At 44.4% G+C, this 19515-nt stretch carries 13 protein-coding genes; 3 read left to right on the top strand and 10 right to left on the bottom strand.

Annotated features, from left to right (window positions below; translation table 11 throughout):
- Window positions 1-47: 47 nt before the first annotated feature.
- Window positions 48-815, bottom strand: coding sequence for a SapC family protein (locus JKP82_RS13165; protein WP_218397358.1), 768 nt, complete (start codon window positions 813-815; stop codon window positions 48-50).
- A gap of 385 nt (window positions 816-1200) precedes the next feature.
- Here JKP82_RS13165 and JKP82_RS13160 point away from each other — a divergent pair, with 385 nt between their 5' ends.
- On the top strand, window positions 1201-2415 hold the full coding sequence (locus JKP82_RS13160) for a dipeptidase (protein ID WP_159532782.1): 1215 nt from the start codon (window positions 1201-1203) through the stop codon (window positions 2413-2415).
- A gap of 198 nt (window positions 2416-2613) precedes the next feature.
- Here JKP82_RS13160 and JKP82_RS13155 read toward each other — a convergent pair whose 3' ends face one another.
- The 6 genes from JKP82_RS13155 to JKP82_RS13130 form a co-directional block, all read right to left on the bottom strand.
- Window positions 2614-5766, bottom strand: a complete 3153-nt coding sequence (locus JKP82_RS13155; protein WP_218397356.1) for an efflux RND transporter permease subunit — start codon at window positions 5764-5766, stop codon at window positions 2614-2616.
- Window positions 5759-7210, bottom strand: a complete 1452-nt coding sequence (locus JKP82_RS13150; protein ID WP_218397354.1) for an efflux RND transporter periplasmic adaptor subunit — start codon at window positions 7208-7210, stop codon at window positions 5759-5761. Before JKP82_RS13150 ends, JKP82_RS13155 begins: the two co-directional genes overlap by 8 nt.
- Complete coding sequence (locus tag JKP82_RS13145) at window positions 7207-8901, bottom strand: TolC family protein (RefSeq protein ID WP_218397351.1); 1695 nt, start codon at window positions 8899-8901, stop codon at window positions 7207-7209. The genes JKP82_RS13150 and JKP82_RS13145 overlap by 4 nt, the downstream gene beginning before the upstream one ends.
- An 80-nt stretch (window positions 8902-8981) precedes the next feature.
- On the bottom strand, window positions 8982-9542 hold the full coding sequence (locus JKP82_RS13140; RefSeq protein ID WP_218397349.1) for a hypothetical protein: 561 nt from the start codon (window positions 9540-9542) through the stop codon (window positions 8982-8984).
- 51 nt (window positions 9543-9593) lie between these two features.
- Entirely contained in the window at window positions 9594-10661 is a 1068-nt protein-coding gene (locus JKP82_RS13135; protein ID WP_159532792.1) for an alpha/beta hydrolase, read from the bottom strand.
- 166 nt (window positions 10662-10827) lie between these two features.
- Complete coding sequence (locus JKP82_RS13130) at window positions 10828-11568, bottom strand: glutathione peroxidase (RefSeq protein ID WP_159532794.1); 741 nt, start codon at window positions 11566-11568, stop codon at window positions 10828-10830.
- A gap of 495 nt (window positions 11569-12063) precedes the next feature.
- Between JKP82_RS13130 and JKP82_RS13125 the strand changes: the two genes are divergently transcribed.
- The gene (locus JKP82_RS13125) at window positions 12064-14205 is read left to right on the top strand and encodes a GGDEF domain-containing protein (protein ID WP_218397347.1); all 2142 of its coding nucleotides are present in this window, start codon (window positions 12064-12066) and stop codon (window positions 14203-14205) included.
- Window positions 14206-14216: 11 nt separating this feature from the next.
- Window positions 14217-14537, top strand: coding sequence for a GFA family protein (locus tag JKP82_RS13120; RefSeq protein ID WP_159532798.1), 321 nt, complete (start codon window positions 14217-14219; stop codon window positions 14535-14537).
- Window positions 14538-14831: 294 nt separating this feature from the next.
- Here JKP82_RS13120 and prsR read toward each other — a convergent pair whose 3' ends face one another.
- The 3 genes from prsR to JKP82_RS13105 form a co-directional block, all read right to left on the bottom strand.
- Window positions 14832-16193, bottom strand: a complete 1362-nt coding sequence (gene prsR, locus JKP82_RS13115) for a PEP-CTERM-box response regulator transcription factor (protein WP_159532800.1) — start codon at window positions 16191-16193, stop codon at window positions 14832-14834.
- A gap of 62 nt (window positions 16194-16255) precedes the next feature.
- Window positions 16256-18283, bottom strand: a complete 2028-nt coding sequence (gene prsK / locus JKP82_RS13110) for an XrtA/PEP-CTERM system histidine kinase PrsK (RefSeq protein ID WP_159532802.1) — start codon at window positions 18281-18283, stop codon at window positions 16256-16258.
- Between the two features lie 98 nt (window positions 18284-18381).
- Window positions 18382-19506, bottom strand: coding sequence for a beta-ketoacyl-ACP synthase III (locus tag JKP82_RS13105; RefSeq protein ID WP_218397345.1), 1125 nt, complete (start codon window positions 19504-19506; stop codon window positions 18382-18384).
- Window positions 19507-19515: the final 9 nt, after the last annotated feature.

Genomic DNA, 19515 nt, shown 5'->3' with positions numbered 1-19515 from the left:
TTTATTGTCTAGCTTAGCGCTTTAATCACCCTAGTGGATGATAATACCTATGCGCTTGGCGCTTCAGCTTGTGCTTCTTCAGGCTTAACCACTGACAATTGCATGCTGCGAATTGGGTTGTCTGTACCATTTGAAAGCTCAACCAAACGGTTCAATTGACCCGCTGACATCATTACTGCGTACATAGCGCCTAAGAAACCAGACTTGTGAAGCTCAGTCACTTTCTCTTCTGGCAACTCAAGTACTTTCTTTTCGTTAATGCTTAACATGCCAGTAACGTTACGTTGTTGGCCGCTTTGGTAAGTAAGACGAATTTGAATTGGATCTAACAGGTCTAGATCAACAACTTGTTGAACAAAACGCTGTGTAACCATTTCGCTGTTTGCAAGATCAGCTAAAAACTGCTGACGGTTTTGCAAAAATTCCGTTGGCTCACCAGCATCAGTAAATAAGGCTTCGCCTTCCTCACCGATTAGGTCACTGTTTTCATCAATGTATACGCCTAGCTTCTCGCCATCAGGGCGAACATCAAAAGGGTAACGAAGGATGTTCATTGGAACGTGAGGGCCCTGCCATTTGTCACCAGTTAGAAACAGGTTTTTGTTCTGTTCCATACCCAACATTGCAACAACATGGTGGCGTTTAGCATTAGCATCTTCAATAAATACTAGCGGCATAGTGGCAGCTAATTGAGCAAACTCACGGATAGTGGCTGCAGCAAGGTGCGTATCTTTCGCAAACTTAAAGGTATTGCTAACCGCGACTTTTACGTCTTTGTGTTTTTCTTTATCTAGCGGTACAAAATTAATAGCCATTTTACTTTCTCATACTTGTTTACTGTGGCCCCTGTAAAATAACTGAGAAGTGAGGGGTGCCACGAAAAATTATGTAGGCCGCGCGGATGAACTCACTCTCATCCTATTCGGCGACGCGCTCGGGAGTATCCCGCATTCGCGTTATGAAGTCACGCGTCAACACAATAACAAGTTTTAAATTTTTATTGCAATGTAAAATTAAAGTGAATGGTAGTAACCGCTCTAAAAACGCACAATTTCATCACTTTTAGGAGCTTTGGGATTGAAAAAGTCCGAAATAACTGGAAATAAGTAGAAATGAAAGATTAAGACGTTCTGGGCATTGTAGCTAAGCAGGTTTTCTTTTAGTCTTTTGTCTTACAACAATGATAAGGAAAAAACAAAAATGAAGGGCTTCTTCCCGCTAAAATCTTGTGCTCTCGCAATTTCCACTCTACTTTGCGCATCAGCCATTGCTGATAATACCCCCACTTACACAGCGGGTGAAAAAGCGAAAAAAATAGCCCAAGAAACGATTATTGTTGATGGGCATATTGACGTGCCCTATCGCGTAAAAAATGCATGGGTAGATGTCACCAAAGCCACGGAAGGTGGAGACTTTGATTATCCACGCGCGGTAAAAGGCGGTTTAAATGCCCCTTTTATGTCAATTTATGTACCTGCGAGTTTAGATAATTCACCAGAATCAACACAACTTGCTCATTTGCTTATCGATTCTGTAGAAGCCATTGTGGCGCGAGCCCCTGATAAATTTGCCATTGCCAAAAGCCCGTCAGACGTAAAAGCACAATTTGAAAAAGGCATCATCTCTTTACCTCTGGGAATGGAAAACGGCTCACCGATTCAAGGCGATTTAGCTAATCTAGAAGCGTTTCACGAACGTGGTATTCGCTATATTACACTAGCACACAGTCAGTCGAACCATATTTCAGATTCGTCTTACGATTTGCGCCGTCAGTGGAATGGCTTAAGTCCGTTTGGTAAAACGCTGGTTACTGAGATGAACAACATCGGCATCATGCTTGATATTTCTCATGTATCTGACGATGCATTTTATCAAGTTATTGAGCTGACCAAGGTACCCGTAATTGCGTCTCACTCATCACTTCGACGCTTTACACCTGGTTTCGAGCGTAATATGAACGACGAAATGGTTAAAGCGCTTGGCGAGAACGGAGGCGTTATCATGATTAACTTTGGCTCAAGCTTTGTAACGAAAGAAGCGGGTACATGGCGCACGGGGCTAACACAAGCGCGCAAAGCATTGATTGCCTCTGAAGGTGAAGATAGCCCGAAACTGGAAGACTTCGAAGCTAACTACCGCAAAGAAGTACCTTACCCTTACTCAACACTTGATGAAGTGCTTGACCACATCGACCATGTGGTAGAGCTGGTTGGTATTGAGCACGTAGGAATTGGTTCTGATTATGACGGCGTAGGTGACTCGTTGCCTATTGGCCTGAAAGATGTGGCCAGCTTCCCTAATTTAGTTCAGGGGTTACTGGACAGAGAATACAGCCGTGCAGATATTGAAAAAATCCTGAGCGGAAATTTATTACGTGTATGGACCCAAGTGGAAGATTACGCCAGCAAGCATTAATCATTGATGAGTATTGGCTTTTATTTCTAAGTGATTAAAAACGGTATTTAGCGCTGAGTAAACAACATTTGGCGCAAACCGTACGCTTTCATCAGTAAAGTAAAGCAGTGAAATAAAACAGCCGAACAAATACTAAAAAAGCAGTTAGGTTATCCTAACTGCCTTTTTGTTTCTAAGGTGGTTATGTAGCGTGTATTCTTACGAACGTCGCTTCATCTGCCACGCCTGAACAAGGTAAAACATAGTAGGTAGCACAAACAGAGTTAGCGCTAGCGCACTTAACATGCCTCCTACCATGGGTGCAGCAATACGTCGCATAATTTCAGCACCGGTTCCCGTTGCATACAGCACAGGTAGTAAGCCTATTATAATAGACAGCGCCGTCATCATTACCGGCCTAACACGCCGGGTGGCACCTTCAATGATGGCGTCTTTAAGTGCTTGTTTTATTTGCTCAGCAGATGATTGAGCATGCGTAGTAGAGCAAGCTTTTCCATCAAACGCTTCAACCGCTTGATGCAGGTACACCAGCATAATAACGCCTATTTCAACCGCGACACCCGCCAAGGCAATAAACCCAACGGCAACGGCTACAGAGAAGTTAAACTCCAGTGCATACAGTAGCCAGTAGCTGCCAATTAGTGCCAATGGCAAGGTAATCATAATAAGTGCTACATCGGCAACTCGCCTGAAGCTTAAATACAACAGCAACACGATAACGGCTATGGTAAATGGCACCATTATGCTAAGCCGTGCTTCCGCCCTTTCTAAGTATTCAAACTGTCCAGCCCACGTTAAGGAATAGCCTGGAGGCAATGAAACCGTATTAGTAATATGTTCTTTTGCACTTTTTACGTAACTGCCTAAATCGCCGCTTTCAATATCGATAAATACCCAACCGTTTAATCGAGCATTTTCGCTTTTTATTGCCGCGGGCCCCACCTCAATAGCAATATCGGCTACCTCGCCCAAGGTAATATTGGCACCGTTTGCTAAAACTATGGGAAGTTGTCTTAGCGCTTCTGGAGAATCTCTGTATTGTTGTGGGTAACGCATACTGATAGGAAAACGCTGCCTTCCCTCTACGGTTTCACCCAATGTTCGCCCACCTATAGCAGTGTTGATAACCTCTTGGATATCAGCGATATTGAGCCCATATCGCGCCGCCCTATCACGACTAATATCAATAGTGATATAACGCCCACCTGCAACTTTCTCGGCAAATACCGATGCGGTATTCTCAAAGTCTTGTAGCGCTTGTTCTATTTGTACACCTACCTGCTGAATGCCCGCTAATTCTGGCCCCGCTATTTTGATACCTACCGGCGTTTTAATACCAGTAGCGAGCATGTCGATACGCGTTTTAATTGGCATCACCCACGCATTGGATACCCCTGGAAATTCCACCGTACTGTTTAATATTTCCTTCAATTTTGATGTTGTCATACCTGCACGCCACTGGGATTTTGGCTTTAATTGCACAAAGGTTTCTATCATAGTTAAAGGCGCAGGATCGGTAGCGGTATCCGCTCTACCCACTTTACCGAATACATTTTGCACCTCGGGTATTGTGGCAATCAGCTTATCGGTTTGTTGTAGCAACTCTCTGGCTTTGCCCACCGAAATTCCAGGGTAAGTCGTAGGCATATAGAGTAAGTCCCCCTCATCCAAAGATGGCATGAATTCACTACCGATATGCTGCATTGGCCATACTACAGAAACTAACGCAATAAGGGCTGCGAACACTATTTTTCGAGGGTGGTTCAGCGCAGCCGTTAACGCCTTAACATACCCTGTCGAAATAGCCCTATTTAACGGGTTGCGATGCTCTGCTTTTACCTTGCCTGTCACGAAATAGCCGGCTAACACTGGCACCAAGGTAATGGCTAACGCCGCAGCGGCAGCCATGGCATAGGATTTCGTAAAAGCGAGAGGGGCAAACATTCGCCCTTCTTGTGCTTCTAAGGTAAAAACAGGGATAAAAGACACGGTAATTATCAACAGTGAAAAGAACAGGGCTGGCCCCACTTCGGTGGCCGACTTCACCACTAGCGCCCAACGCGCTTCACCTTTTACTTGCTCTCCTTGCGCTGTCGCCCGTTCAATATGCTTATGCAGGTTTTCCACCAACACAATAGCGCCATCCACCATGGCCCCCATAGCAATGGCAATACCACCTAAAGACATAATATTTGCGTTAAGGCCTTGAAACTTCATTACGATAAAGGCCATTAATATGCCAATTGGTAATGTGATTATGGCAACCAGCGACGACCGCACATGAAAAAGAAACACTAAGCAGACGGCACCCACCACAAGTAACTCTTCAACAAGCTTGCTCCATAGGTTATCGACGGCATTATCGATAAGGGTGGAACGGTCGTATACCGGTACAATATTTACGCCACTAGGTAAACTGGCCTTCAACGTTTCAATACGCGCCTTCACGTTATCAATAGTCGCCTTAGCATTTTCGCCAAAGCGCATCACTACTATGCCACCTACCACTTCGCCATTTCCGTTTAGCTCAGCGATGCCTCTGCGCATAAGTGGCGCCTCTACTACACTCGCGACATGGCCTATCGTTATCGCCACGCCATTGTGAACAACGCCTAAAGGAATATTAGCAATATCTTCAGTACCCGTAAGATAGGCAGAAGATGTCACCATATACTCTGCTTCAGCCATTTCTATTACTGACGCACCCGCTGCATTGTTGCCTCGGGCGAGTGCCGTTTCAATATGACGTAAAGGCACGTTATACGCTTGCAACTTTTGCGGATGAAGTTGCAGTAAATACTGTTTAACCATGCCGCCTACAGAGGCGACTTCCGACACTCCTTGCACGCTTTGCAATTCATATTTTAAGAACCAGTCTTGCAAAGCCCTAAGCTCACCAGCATCGTAGTTGTGTAACTCATCAACAAGGGCATACATGTAAACCCAACCTACCCCAGTAGCATCAGGCCCCAGTTTGGGTACCACACCATCAGGCAAGGTTATTTGGCTAAGGTATTCCAGCACTCTGCTTCGTGCCCAATACATATCGGTACTGTCGTCAAAAATAACGTACACATAAGAGTCACCAAAAAATGAAAATCCTCGAACTGTTTTTGCACCCGGCACAGACATTAAGGCAGTGGTGAGCGGATAGGTTACTTGATCTTCTACTACTTGAGGCGATTGCCCTGCATAGCTGGTTTTAACAATCACCTGCACATCTGATAAATCAGGTATGGCATCAATAGGTGTATGCTTTACTGCTATTACCCCGCCAATAGAAATACACAACGTTGCCAGTAAAACTAATATGCGATTCGCCACAGACCAACGTATTATGGCTTCAATCATGGTGCATGCCCTCGTGGTGCTTGGCCTCGTGATTCACTCCCTGATGTTGTAATCCATGATGAGATTTCTCTGGCAGGTTTGACTCTTTTTGGGGTGAATCGTGTTGTGTTGGATCATGTTTTGTTGGATCGTGTTGCATTGGGTCATGCTCAGGCGTATCAGACATTGGCTTGTTGTGTTTTACCATTTCATGATCGCCATGAGACTGCATACGTTTGAAATCTGATGTTTTAGACGACTCTGAATCAATCAGAAACTGCGCCGACAGCACTATTTTGTCACCTTCATTTACGCCTTGAGTTATTTCAATGAAGTCCCCTGCTTTACGCCCAACGTTGACGGCTATAGATTTAAAGCTTTCTTCGACATTCATAACGACTCGGTTTTGGGCGAGATGTTGATTTTGGCCCTGCGACTGGATTTGAATAACGCTTTGATAAGGCACATACAGCACAGGCTTTTCGGTTTGCTTGGTAAAAATCACATTGGCGAACATATAGGGTTTAATGTCACCGCTGTCGTTCTTTAAAGTAACCCGCACTCTGAGCGTACGTGTTTCAACATCAAGTGCTGGGTAGATAAAATCGACCTTACCCGTAAAGGTCTTATTTGACAGATAGTCAAACGTGATCGATACCTGCTGATCAAGTGCCACTTTAGGCACATCTCGCTCAAATACGCGGGCTTCAACCCACACTCTGTCTAAACGAGCAATACTAAGCACCGTAGTGCCAGGTTGAACATAGAACCCCTCGCGCACTCCTAAATGTTCTACCACGCCGGCCTGGGGGGCAAAGAAGGTAATAGTTTGTGAAACCTCGCGGCTTTTTTCGAGTTGCGCGATAAATCCATCCGATAAATGCAGCGCTTTTAAACGTTGTTTAGCACCTGCGGCTAAGCGTGTGTCTCCTCGCTTTAACGCAATAACAAACTCCTCCTGCGCAGTCACCAGAGCAGGTGAATAAAGGGTATACAGTTTTTGCCCTTGGCTAACGGCCTCACCTTCCGTTTTAATAAACAGCTTATCAATCCAACCCTCTACTCTGGGGTGGATATGCACCAAGTAGTCTTCGTTATAGGTAACGTTCCCCACTGCACTAAAGGTCAAATCCAGTTGCCCTCGTTTTACCGTGGTAAACTTCACGCCCATATTTTGCTGTACCTGGGGTGAAATGGTCACCTCACCATCACGTTTTGCGCCGCTACCCGATGCTGCATATACTGGCACTAAATCCATGCCCATAGGCGACTTACCCGGTTTGTCTCGACGGTAGGCATCATCCATAGGCGCAACCCAATAGAGGGGCTTTTTGTTATTTGAGTTGTCATCACCACCTGCAATCACCCCCTCAACAGCGGCCTCGCTCTGTATGTTTGAATTCCATACAAACATAGCCGCTGCGCCACCGATTAAGCCGACCACAAGAATAAATAGTGTCTTCATTGTTTTGCTACTCCGTCGGTAGTGGTTTTGTGGGTGTCCATGTTTGATCTAGTAACTGGATTTGTAGCAGTTATGTGGATGTCTTTGAATTTAGTGTGGATGTCCATGTTTGAACTTATGTTTGAACTTGTGTGGGTGTCCACTTTAGTCAGTAGTGGTTCATCGATTGAGTCAGAGGTATGAAGTGGGTGTCCAAAATTGAACCTCCCAACACTGATCTGGGTGTGCATCTGGCTTCTGGAAGTATGGATATCTATAAATCGAGAGGAGGTCATTTGGCGACCTAAAACGTGGGTGTCTAGCAATCTGTCTTTCAATCGAGAACCTGTTAACTGATTTTGTTCGTTTGTCAGCGGGTAGTACAGGTAAGCGAGTTCGGCTAAAGTTTTTGCTATATCGACATGAAGCGCTAGGGCATCTAACTTTGCTGATATGTGAGAGATACGTGCACGCATTACGCCGTCAAATGTGCCCTTATCCGCTATGTATGCATTAAGCGCTGACTCGGCTAAACTCTCTGATTGTTCAAGTAATGCGGTATCAAATAACTGCTGGCGGTCAGTTAAGCTTGCAAGCTCAGCTTCACGTGCTTCAGCAAGGGCAGCTAATCGCCTCACTTCTAATCGTCGTTGTGTGGATTTGAGCCCTAACCTTGCCGCTGATGCCGACAAATTGGCATCTTGACGCTTACTGCTAAACAGCGGTAAATCTACTTGGACACCCACACTAATAAAGTCAGCTTGGCTCATACCATTTTGGGCATCTTGACGATATCCGTAGGCGGCTTCAAAGGCCCATTTAGGTTTGGTTTGCTCTTTCGCAAGAGTCAATTTCTGTGTAGCGACCAATTCGTCTTTTACAAGCAACTGCACAGAGGGATGCGCATCGATAATATTAAATAAGTCACCTCGCTCAACCTGCCTGGCTAAGGAGTGACTAAAAGGAAAAATGTCGTGATGATTAAGTGCTCTGGGCACAGTGAAACTTACTTCACTGGAAAAATCGAACCACCTTGACAGCTGGGCTAGTGCCACAGATGCAGCTTGCTGTTCCTTCAAAATTGTATCTTTTAAGCGAAGGCGCTCTAGTCGAATCTGAATAATATCTTGCTGTTGAGTGCCGCCCACGCCACTTCGGTAAGACGACTCTACTGTCTCGAGTAACTGCGCTAACGACTGCGATTCTTCGCGCAATAAGGCTACGGTTTGCTCTGCTTGATACCACGCCAGCCACTCCAGCGACACTTCTCGCAACAACCACGCTCGCCTTGCTGCTCTTTTCACAGGTTCTTTTTGGGCTTCTTCAATGGCGATGGTACGGGAGATGTTTGCAGAATTCCCCCTTGGCATAGCTTGTCGAATACCCAATTTCAACTGTGTCATTGGCTCTTGATTCAGTGAAAAGCCATCGGTTGGCACGCTTTGCAGCGAAGTACTGATAGTGGGATTATCCCAGCTATTGGCTGCATCACTATCGAACTGATAGGCAGCCTCTTCATGCCGACTTCCTTGAAAATAAACGTCTTGATTGAGCGCGAGATGTTGCGCATCTTTAAGACTGAGGGTCGTTGCGAGGGAAGGTGTACTAACGACAAAAAGTAACATTCCTAGCCAAGCACGCTGAAGGTAACAAGTACGAAGTCGAACTTGAGTTTGGTAGTTAAAAATCATACCCAGATTAAATGCAAACATGAGAAAACCACATTAATTTCCCCCTAGACTCAGGAGATAAAAAGAAAAACGTGGGTGCTATACGCCCCCGCCAGATACAACTATCCTGCGAAAGCGAATTTGGGGGGGCGAAATTGGGTGTTGGGTATAGTGTAAGGGGCTTGCTGATGTACAAAAGTGACTAACGGGGTTAGCGCGATAACCGCTACCGATACATCATTATTTATGAGTGCATAAACAGCGGCGCATACACCTGTAGGGCATTGACAATGATCGTCACAGCACGAATCAGGTGTGACACCGTGCATACTCGGGTCAATTGATTTCACAGCTTCAAGGGGAGCGCTTGAGGCACTATGAATGGCGTGTTCCTTTTTTGCAGCTGATTGAGTGCTTGAAGGCGCAATGAAATTGCTAGCAGAAGCGTGACTATCTGAATGGCACCCACTAGCACTAGCTTGCATTTTTTTATTCGCGCGACTTGCTTCTGATAAATTGTTCTCAGAATTTATTTCTATATACGTTGCGTCCACAGGCGTTGTCGCGGTCTTTGACATAGCCTTTGGCATCGCCATTGACATAGCCATTCCCGGCGACAATTTAGTTACCAAGGAAATAACCATTATCAGCATGACTACATAGCCGTGTCGCTGCTTTTTCAATTTAGCTATCATGCCTTAAAGCTTAATCGCATTTGTTATTGCTGTAAAACGCTAAAATTGTTGCGCATAGGTTTTTAACATCAGTGACATGGTTGAAAATAAAGGGTTTGCTTTTGGCACGGCGCACTCTTCGTTTTCATTTACCATGACCTTATTAAACTTCATATCGTGTAGCATTGACGTATTCACCACAAGATCGGCATGACACAGCGCATAAGATGCATCAATAACAAAAAACGTATTAGGCCCTGCGCTATTTTCCATTAGGTTTTCAACACCGTGAATAGGCGTGGTGGCATCAGCTTGAGAGTGCGCAGCAAAAAGAGGCACTTCAATACGCTTGCCGTCTTCAAAATCGTCGCGGACTTTTTCGATAATATCCATCAGCTCTAACCCCGCAAAGCCAGCAACATTTGGATATTTAAAAGGGTTCGGACCGTGCGTGATATAACTACCATCCACAATTTTCGCCACCCACTTAATTCCCCAAATCCTAGACATACTCTCGGCATTTTCAGAGAGCGCCAAGGCACCAGAAAACAACATAAGTCCGTCGATGTTATCACTTGCGTCCAGGTACTGCTCAACCGCCAATGCGCCGCCAGTTGAAAACCCGCCCACAATCAAGGTGTCGCCCATGTCATCAGCTAACGCGATAACCTCATCCACATGTGCTTGCCAACGCTCAGCTAAATCGCTATCACTCATTGCCCCCTCATCATCTCGCAGCCCATGCCCAGGTAACAGCGGAACAATAACGTCATAACCTTCGTTGAATAAAATATTGCTAATTTCTCGCATAAAGAAAGGTGAATCACTAAGCCCGTGGACTAACACGGCCACTTTCTTTGAAGGGATATCATGATGCAGCACGAAGGGAGCATTACCTTCGTTGCGAAGTACGTTTCCACATACGGTATAGCGGTGCAGTTTAGAAGATTTACATCGCTGCGTTTCACCCCACTCTTGCTTATAAAAATCAGCAAATCGCGTCAACACATCTTGTGCTTCAATAGAGCTGGCACTGACAGAACTGACGATTAATGCGCCTAATAACGCACAACACATTACTGCAGCAGGAAGTATGGATGATTTTGCGAGAGCAAACTTTGAATGCACGTAGATTCTCCAAAAGGCATTACATTTAGCCAATTATAACAAAATAAGGCCATTAGATAATGGCCTTATACGTGTACAGTTACACTGTGACGGCAAGGTGTATTAACACGCAAAACTTTAGCAAGTGCTGCTTTGGTAAGCGCTTTTTCGCCGTCGTCACTGCTTTTTAATTAAAGTACAATGCTAAATCGTCTGACCCGCCAATATGCTTACCACCAATGAAAACTTGAGGAACAGTTTCACGGCCAGTCACTGCACTAAGGCTGGTTAACGAGGCATCTTTACCTAGTACAATCTCTTCAAAATCGTAACCATTGTCGGTTAACAATGCTTTCGCCTTTGTACAAAATGGGCAGTTAGGCTTAGTAAATAGCGACACAGGTGCTTTTGTCTCAGCGCCAGGAGCAATGTAAGCAAGCATAGTGTCGGCATCAGAAACCTCAAACGGGTCGCCGGGCACGTCTGGTTCAATGAACATTTTCTCTACGGTGCCGTTTTTAACTAACATAGAGTAGCGCCAGCTACGCTTTCCAAAACCTAAGTCGGCTTTATCTACCAACATACCCATTCCGTCAGTAAAATCACCATTCCCATCAGGTATAACAGTAACATTTTCTGCTTCTTGATCGGCTGCCCAAGCATTCATTACGAAAGTATCGTTGACTGATATGCATAATATCTCATCTACGCCATGCTGTTTAAATACTTTGGCAAGTGCGTTGTAGCGAGGTAAGTGCGTAGAAGAACATGTAGGCGTAAAAGCACCAGGAAGAGAAAAAACCACCACTGTTTTATTGCTAAACAATTCTTCAGTGGTTTTGGTTGCCCACGTTTCGCCATCGCGAACAGGAATAGAAACGGAAGGAACCTGTTGACCTTCTTTTGAGATAAAACGACTTTCTGACATAGTGTTCTCGCTACGCGCAAATAAATGAAGTTGCTAGGATAGAGAAATCTAAGAAAAAAGAACAGCCTCGGTTCATCTAATCCGATCAAAGGTATAAATTAGCATGCGTAATGACTAATATTAATGCTTATTAAGATACATTAATGCTTTTCAACACCCTGACTCTCACTATATTCTTATTCTAATGTTAGACATAAGTTTTAACCTGTCAGGGAACGATTTAGCCATACGCTTCAGGCAATCCGAAATCAAAAAAAACAAAACTGTTTTATTTAATGTGTAAGTTCTGATTGGAACAGGTACCCTTTGCGACAAATCCATACTTTAGTCTAATGACTGATACGTTATTTCTTCGGGTTGTTCGCCATAATAGTAGTGATAGGAATTGACTGCTTATAACGATATTAGCACTTCAGTTTTACTCATAAACTTTCAGTCCTTCTTCTGTTTTATAGGGAAGGCCAATAAATGCGTAGTCGTAAGGAAGCTTCTATAATGCCCAGACAGTCGGCTCGGCGTTTTGCCACCAGCATTGTCACCGTTTCGCTACTTTTCGCTTTAGTGGGTTTTTCTTCGTCTACAAAAGCATCGCCTACTGCCCTTACTCAAACTGTTCACGAACTCATTCAAAGCGGAGCTTTCGAGGATGCCGAGCGTCAAACCTTACTTGCCATTGAGGAAGCGCATCAAAGCGATGTATTGTCGATAAGTACATTGTCGGCCAGTACGTTTTTTGAGGTAGGCCAGCTATTACAAAGTGCATCTCGTTTCAATGTAGCAAACGATGCGCTCTACGTTGCGTTAGATGGCTTCACCCGCCATGGCCAACTTATTGATATGGCAAATACCTTACACCACCTTGGTACCGCGCAACGCTTTCTAGGGAACTATGATCAATCTATTGACTACCTTCGACGTGCACAATCTATCGCGCAAACTCAAGGTATCCTTCTTTTAAATGCGACCGTTCAAATGGAAATTGGCCTTGTCCAAAAAGAACAAGGTCAAGTACAAGCTGCACTTTACACATTAAAAAAAGCATTAAGCTTATTTCGGGTACAACGAGATACTAAAAGTACTGGCCAAGGCCTCGCCACCATTGGTGATATATATGTCACATTAAATCAGTTTTCTGAGGCCAACACGTATTATCAAGACGCATTACAAATAGCGAAAACAAGCAATGACAAGCCGCTTACAGCACAAATACTGGGTAAGATTGGCGCTTTACTGTTACTTAAAGGCGATATTGAAGAAGCCTCAGAGGCGCTTAAACACGCACTAACGCTATTAAAAGAGAATGGGGAGGCAAGTGAAATTTCCACCACGCAGGCGTGGTTAGGTGAAGCGCTGGTAAAAACCGGCGACACAGAGCAAGGCTTAATGCTGCTTGAGGAGTCACTCGCGGTGGCTAAATCTACCGGCCAGCAAAAATTACTGCAACAAGTCCGCCTAGCATTAGCCAATGCAATGATGTCGTTACAACAGTTTGACGATGCGCTAGCGTATGCCAAAAGTGGCACTATAGAAGCAAGACGACGGGTTGATTTGCGTAGCCAACTGAGTTTTTTATCTATTCAAGTGAAAGCCCTGGCGGCAAAGGGTGAATTTAAGCGCGCATTAGATATTCAGTCGATATTGCAAAATATACGAGAAGAGGTGTTGAGTTCCGGTAGCGAGGTCGCGATTGCGCAGCTTCAAGCCGAAATAGAAATCGAGCGTCAAGCACAGTCTATTCAGGTATTACAGAAAACCAAACAACTCGCATTAGCTGAAGCCGAACAAACTAATCTGCGCACAACATTATTTTGGAGTACGTTAATTGCCGGGCTGTTAACGCTCTTTCTTATTTGGAGCAGGTACACTCAGCGCCAACAAACCATCAGGCTTCGTCGTGAAGTTAAGCAGCGAACAAAAGAGCTTGAACAAAAAAATTCTGAGCTACAAACAGCCTATAAAACTCTTGAGCAAGTGAGTCTTCATGATTCACTGACAGGCTTGTATAACCGGCACTACCTTGAATCCCAATTGCCAGGTGAACTTAAGCGTAGTTCTCATGCGAACAAACATCAGCAAGGCCACAATGAACGTAACCAGGATCTGCTCTGCTTCTTAATAGACATCGACCATTTCAAACGTATTAATGATGAGCATGGCCATTTAGCGGGCGATAAAGTACTTAGTCAGTTCGCCGACGTTCTTCGAGAAGTTTTCAGACAAACCGATTTACTAATTCGCTGGGGCGGCGAAGAGTTCTTGGTAATATGCCGTCACTCTATGCGAGATGACCTTCCCCAACTGGCCGAACGATGCCGCGCCGCTGTTAGCGATAAAGTCTTCCATATTGATGATACTCGCTCGCTTCGCGTTACCTGTAGCATTGGGTTTAGCATTCTCCCTCCTATTGAACACGTGTCGTTCGAAGAAAGCTGGAAGAGTACGTTTTCAGTGGTAGATTATTGTTTATACGCCACCAAGATGTCTGGCCGCAATGGGTGGATTGGGGTTATCGATACCAATAAAGCCCTGATTGGCGACGTGCAAGAAACCCCGCTTGATAAGAAATTTCACTTTAAGCAGTCATACATTTCTACATCATTTAACACGCTGTCGAGCATAAATTGGCCCGAGGAGTAGGAGCGTACATTATGTATAAAGGTAGTTGTCAGTGTCAGGCCATACAGTTTGAGTTGTCTGATATTAGTGAAGATGAATTGGACGTTGAAACGTTATCTTGCAGCGAAACGCTTAACCTCACCATTGCCGGTGCACGTAAGCATCTAGTGATAGATTGTGCGCCATCGGTGCTGGGTGAATTACAGCTATCGCCAAGCAGCAAACAGTTTTTCTGTAATGAATGCTCAACCCCCATTTTTACCGAAGATGAACGTGGAAATATTGAGCTGCATGTAGCCTTTTACGGGCATGATTTATTGGCTAAACATCACAGCCAATACCATATTCCCTGACTAGGCCCACTGTTTCAGCAGCTCTGGAGACGCGACATGGGTTTTGAGACATTGTGAGTTGTCCCAACGAAGTTGCCACAACGGAGTTGTCGCAGTGAAGTTGTCGCAGTGAAGCTGTCGTAACGAAGTTGTCCCAACGAAGGCACGATAACGAAACCGCAATGAAGACTCCCGCTCTCAGCAGAGCTTGTCGTAACAGCAAGCTTTACCGAAAGAAGAGCTCGTTGAAAGGTATCGCACCGAATGATGCGATAGGCAAGAGCGTAGCATCAAACTACGCCTTTTCGATGAGTCTCACGCCGAACTTTTTAAATCGTCCAAGTGGTATTTGTCAATAAGTGAGTACAAGGTTGGACGAGTAACACCTAGCAATTCAGCGGTTTTAGACATATTTTTATCCGCTTGATGATACGCTCTACGAATTGCCCTACTTTCGGCAACCTCTCGTACTTCGCGAAGATTCAAGGTTTCAGACTCTCCACTACCATCTACCGCGAACAAACCTAAGTCATCAGGCTGGATGACTGTTCCCTCGGCCATAATCACTGCCGATTTCAGCTTATTTTGCATTTCACGAATATTCCCAGGCCATTTGTGAGCCAGCATGGAATTAATCGCAGATTCAGAAAAGCTCTTTGCCTTGGCGTTAAACTCTTCGCGATAAATATTAAGGAAGGTACGCGCAAGCAGGATAATATCTTGATCTCTATCTCGCAGCGGCGGGATCATAATGGGAATTTCACCAATACGGTAATATAAATCTTCCCTAAAACGCTCTTCAGCCACCATGGTTTGCAGGTCTCTGTGGGTAGCACAGACAACCCGAATATCCACAGGAATTTCGGAACGCCCCCCTACTCGCTCAATAACACGCTCTTGTAAAAAACGTAGCATTTTGGCTTGCAGCCCAATAGGCATATCGCCAATCTCATCTAGAAATAGCGTGCCACCTTGGGCGGTTTCAATTTTACCTAGGGTAGTTTTATTAGCGCCAGTAAATGCGCCTTTCTCGTAACCAAACAGCTCACTTTCCAAAAGATTTTCAGGAATTGATGCACAGTTAATGGCGACAAACGGTTTATCTCTTCGAGGGCTGTGTTCATGGATGCTGCGCGCAAAGACTTCTTTACCCGTTCCACTTTCACCTAGCAGTAACGTACTCACATCCGTATTCGCTATTTTCTCAGCTTTACGCACCACCGTTTGAATCGACTCACTGTTACCAATGATACGGCTCATGCCTGAGCGTACTTTAGATAAAATGCTATTTTCCAATTCCAGCTTAGCCAAGTTAAGTGCACGATAAACAAGCAACTTTATGGTGTCTGAATCTATCGGTTTTTGGTAAAAATCATAGGCACCGAAATTTATGGCCTTAAGTGCATTCTCTTTTTCGTTGTTACCGGTGACAACAATGACTTTGGTTCTAGGCGCTAAGGAAATAATATCTTGTAAAATTCTCAAGCCTTCAGACGCATTAGCTGGGTCGGGTGGCAATCCTAAGTCTAGTGTCACGACTTTAGGTTCGTACCGGCGCAGTTGTGCAATTGCCGAGGTATGATCGTCAGCAAAAACAACGTCGTAGTCGGTTAAGCTCCACTTTAATTGTTTCTGAATACCTAAATCGTCATCTACCACTAAAACGGTATCTGTCATCAGTCTGTTCCTGTGTTACTTCGTCCGTATCAACATAGGTTGGTTGTCATCGCTCACTTTGCTCAAATCAGCGTAAATGCTAGCGTAAAACAACTTCCTTTCCCTGGTTCACTTTGAACGCTTATTTTACCACCGATAGATTCAATGTACGTTTTCGCATCGTACGCACCAATCCCCATTCCTGCGTTACCTTTCGTAGTATCGAAAGGGGTAAACAAGCGAGTTTCGATGAAGTCTTGATCCATCCCGGTTCCTGTATCCTCTATCATTACATATTGAACACGGTTTTGGATGTCATGCGTTAACACTATATTTATTACGCCACTATCTTCGGTTGCTTGCTGCGCGTTACTTATTAGGTGATAGAAAACATTGGCGACTTTTTCTTTATCAATTAATACTTGCTCTTCGCTACTGCAATGCACTTTCGGGGTGGGGAAAAGCCCCATGCATCGGTTTGCCACTACATCATTAATAATATGCGATAAGGAGCAAGAGGTGTGAGCACCGTCATCATTAATCTTTTTATCGGTTAATTGCTTTAACATTTTATCCATACGCGCTTTGGTATGTTCCAATGTTTCAAATGTATCTTCAATAAACTCGGGGTTATGTTTATGCTGCTGCGCGTTGGCCAAGATCAAATCTACTTGCGCCATCACATTCTTTAAATCATGCACAACAAACGCAGACATTCTATTAAACGCGGCGAACTGGGCATTTTCTGCCACCAGCTTTGATGCTTCATGATGGAACACAAACATACTTACCTGCTCGGTGATAGCATTGAGATAATCTCTAACTTCCCAATTTAAACTCAGTCGTTCCTTATCACCAGCCGCAAGGATGGCGAAGCCCCAAATTTCATCATTTTTGTAAAATGGTAGGTAAAGCTGATAGCCCCATTCTTTCAAAATAACTCTGTCGATTTGTAGCCCTTTATAATGAAATGGCTTTGCCTGGTATTCGTGTACATCAATCAACCATGTATTAGACGCACAATACTCTGTTAGCGCACGAATGACGGTTAAGTCATCATGGGTGTCTGGTAATGGGTTAACTTGTGCCAACTGCTCAAAGTCGTTGTTTACCCGTTTATACAGCTTACCAGAATCGTATTCGATAGCTTCCAGTATGCCTCGAAGTGCACTCTCGTGAACGGTATTAGGAGCGTCCATTGAGCTAGAGAGTGTTTTTGTTAGTTTTATCCACTCTACACGGTAGTCAAACTGGTTGGCAAAAAAGTGTTTGGTAATAAATACCTTACACTTGGTTCTAAAGGAGTTCGACAAAAATACGGTAACTAGCAAGGCAAGCGACAATACCACAAGTATGGTCTGTACCATGGCTCCCCAATTTCCACCTACGTAGCTGATGGCGTAGCCAATAATGGCCATAATGAAAAGATAAGCGCCTGCAACGAGTAATAAAGAGCTGTGTAGTACTACATCCCTAGAAATGAAGATATCGACGCCCCAGTGCTTGATACGTCGAATGGCAATAACCAAAAATGGAATAAGGAGGAAATAGATATAGCCACGAGCGGCAATGTAATTAACCTCAACCTGATTCACCATGGTGGCATTAGCGTAAGTAACGAAATCAAAAAGGTGGGTGGCACCAAGATATAAAATTAAGGGCTTATATGCCCATTGATCTGCATCCGCTTGACGGTAAATAACTTCCAATAAGATAAGCACTTCAAGGGCCAGAATAATGAGCATGAGATAACGCCACGAGGCATCAATCCACAAGACATGGGGTAACACTAAGGCTATGCAGCCAGGGAGTAATATGAAAAGGGTTGTTGGGCGACGTAATATATCAAACAGGTTGGTAAAATTATCTTTCAGGCACCCTGCCAAAAAGAGCAACCAAGCCACTTGTCTGAGTGCATCGATGGTGAGTAACCAAGAAAGACTGATAGGACCAAACAGCGCCGTTATCATGCTAGTAGACCAGAACAACGTAGTGGCTGTAGCTAGTACCAACAAGTGATTGGCTAATCCAGGCTTTCGTACTGCAAAAAGTAATAGCATTAACAGTAAGTAAGCCAAACTGTTAAGGCCATAGCCTATATCTGAAATCATCCCTATTTATTCTCACCCGGTATTTATTGTTTTGAGGTTCTGGTTTTATCAGGTGGTGCTGACAACAAACTAGGTTACTGCCAGCTTAGGCTAATCGCCTACCGTTTTTTAAGTAACAATGACCCAATTGAATAACCGGCTCCAAAAGAGCACAACACACCTATATCACCGGCGACTAAATCTTCATGGTTCAGTCCAAAAGCAATCACAGATCCTGCTGATGCCGTATTAGCATATTCATCTAGAACAATAGGTGCTTCATCAGCATTAGCATCGCGCCCCAATAAACGCTTTATGATCAGCGTATTCATGTTGATATTCGCTTGATGCAACCACCAACGTCTTACGTCTGTCGCCGTTAACTGATGTCTGTCTAAGTGGCTTTCTATGTGATTTGCTGCCATTGGACACACTTCTTTAAATACCTTACGCCCTGCTTGATGAAAGAGCTTATCTGCGCCATAAGGGTCTACATCTTCTGTACGCGTAATGTAACCGAAGTTTGAGCGAATGTTATTTGAAAACTTAGTTACCGCGTTTGTACTCATAACATCGTAACTGTGTTTGCTATTCACAGTTTCAGCTGTTTCTAATACCGTCGCTGTCGCTACGTCACCAAAAATAAAGTGGCTGTCTCTGTCGGTATAGTTAATCTGTGGTGACACTAATTCAGGGTTTATTACCAATACACACTTAGCATTACCGGCACTTAGCATTTCGTACGCGCGGTGCATACCAAAAGTGGCGGCAGAGCACGCCACTAGCATATCGAAACCAAAGCCTTCAATGCCTAGCGCTTCTTGCACTTCAATCGCAATAGCTGGATAAGCACGTTGTGTATAGGCGCAAGATACAATAACGGCATCAACGTCTTGGGCGGTTTTATTTGCAGAAGCCAACGCCAATTTGGTTGCTTCTACTGCTATTTCCGCTTGGTGAGATAGCGCTTCATCTTCACGAGCCTCAATTTTGGGCTTCATGCGCGAAATATCAAGCGCACCTTCTTTTTGGTAAATATATCGGCTTTTAATACCTGACGCTTTTTCAATGAACTCGGCACTAGAATAAGGTTTTGCAGTAACCTGCTGTGCTTCTATTTCCGCTTTATGCTCTTCGTTATACGAATCAACATACGCATTATAACTATCTACCAGTTCCTGATTTGTAATACTGCTTTCAGGGTGCCAAACACCCACACCGCTAACAACGATCTGTTGAGACATCTGCATTCT

This window comes from Alteromonas lipotrueae (assembly GCF_019249215.1).
GTDB lineage: Bacteria > Pseudomonadota > Gammaproteobacteria > Enterobacterales > Alteromonadaceae > Alteromonas > Alteromonas lipotrueae.
The sequence above is the reverse complement of the archived record's forward strand: the minus strand, read 5'-3'. Positions and strand labels throughout refer to the sequence as shown.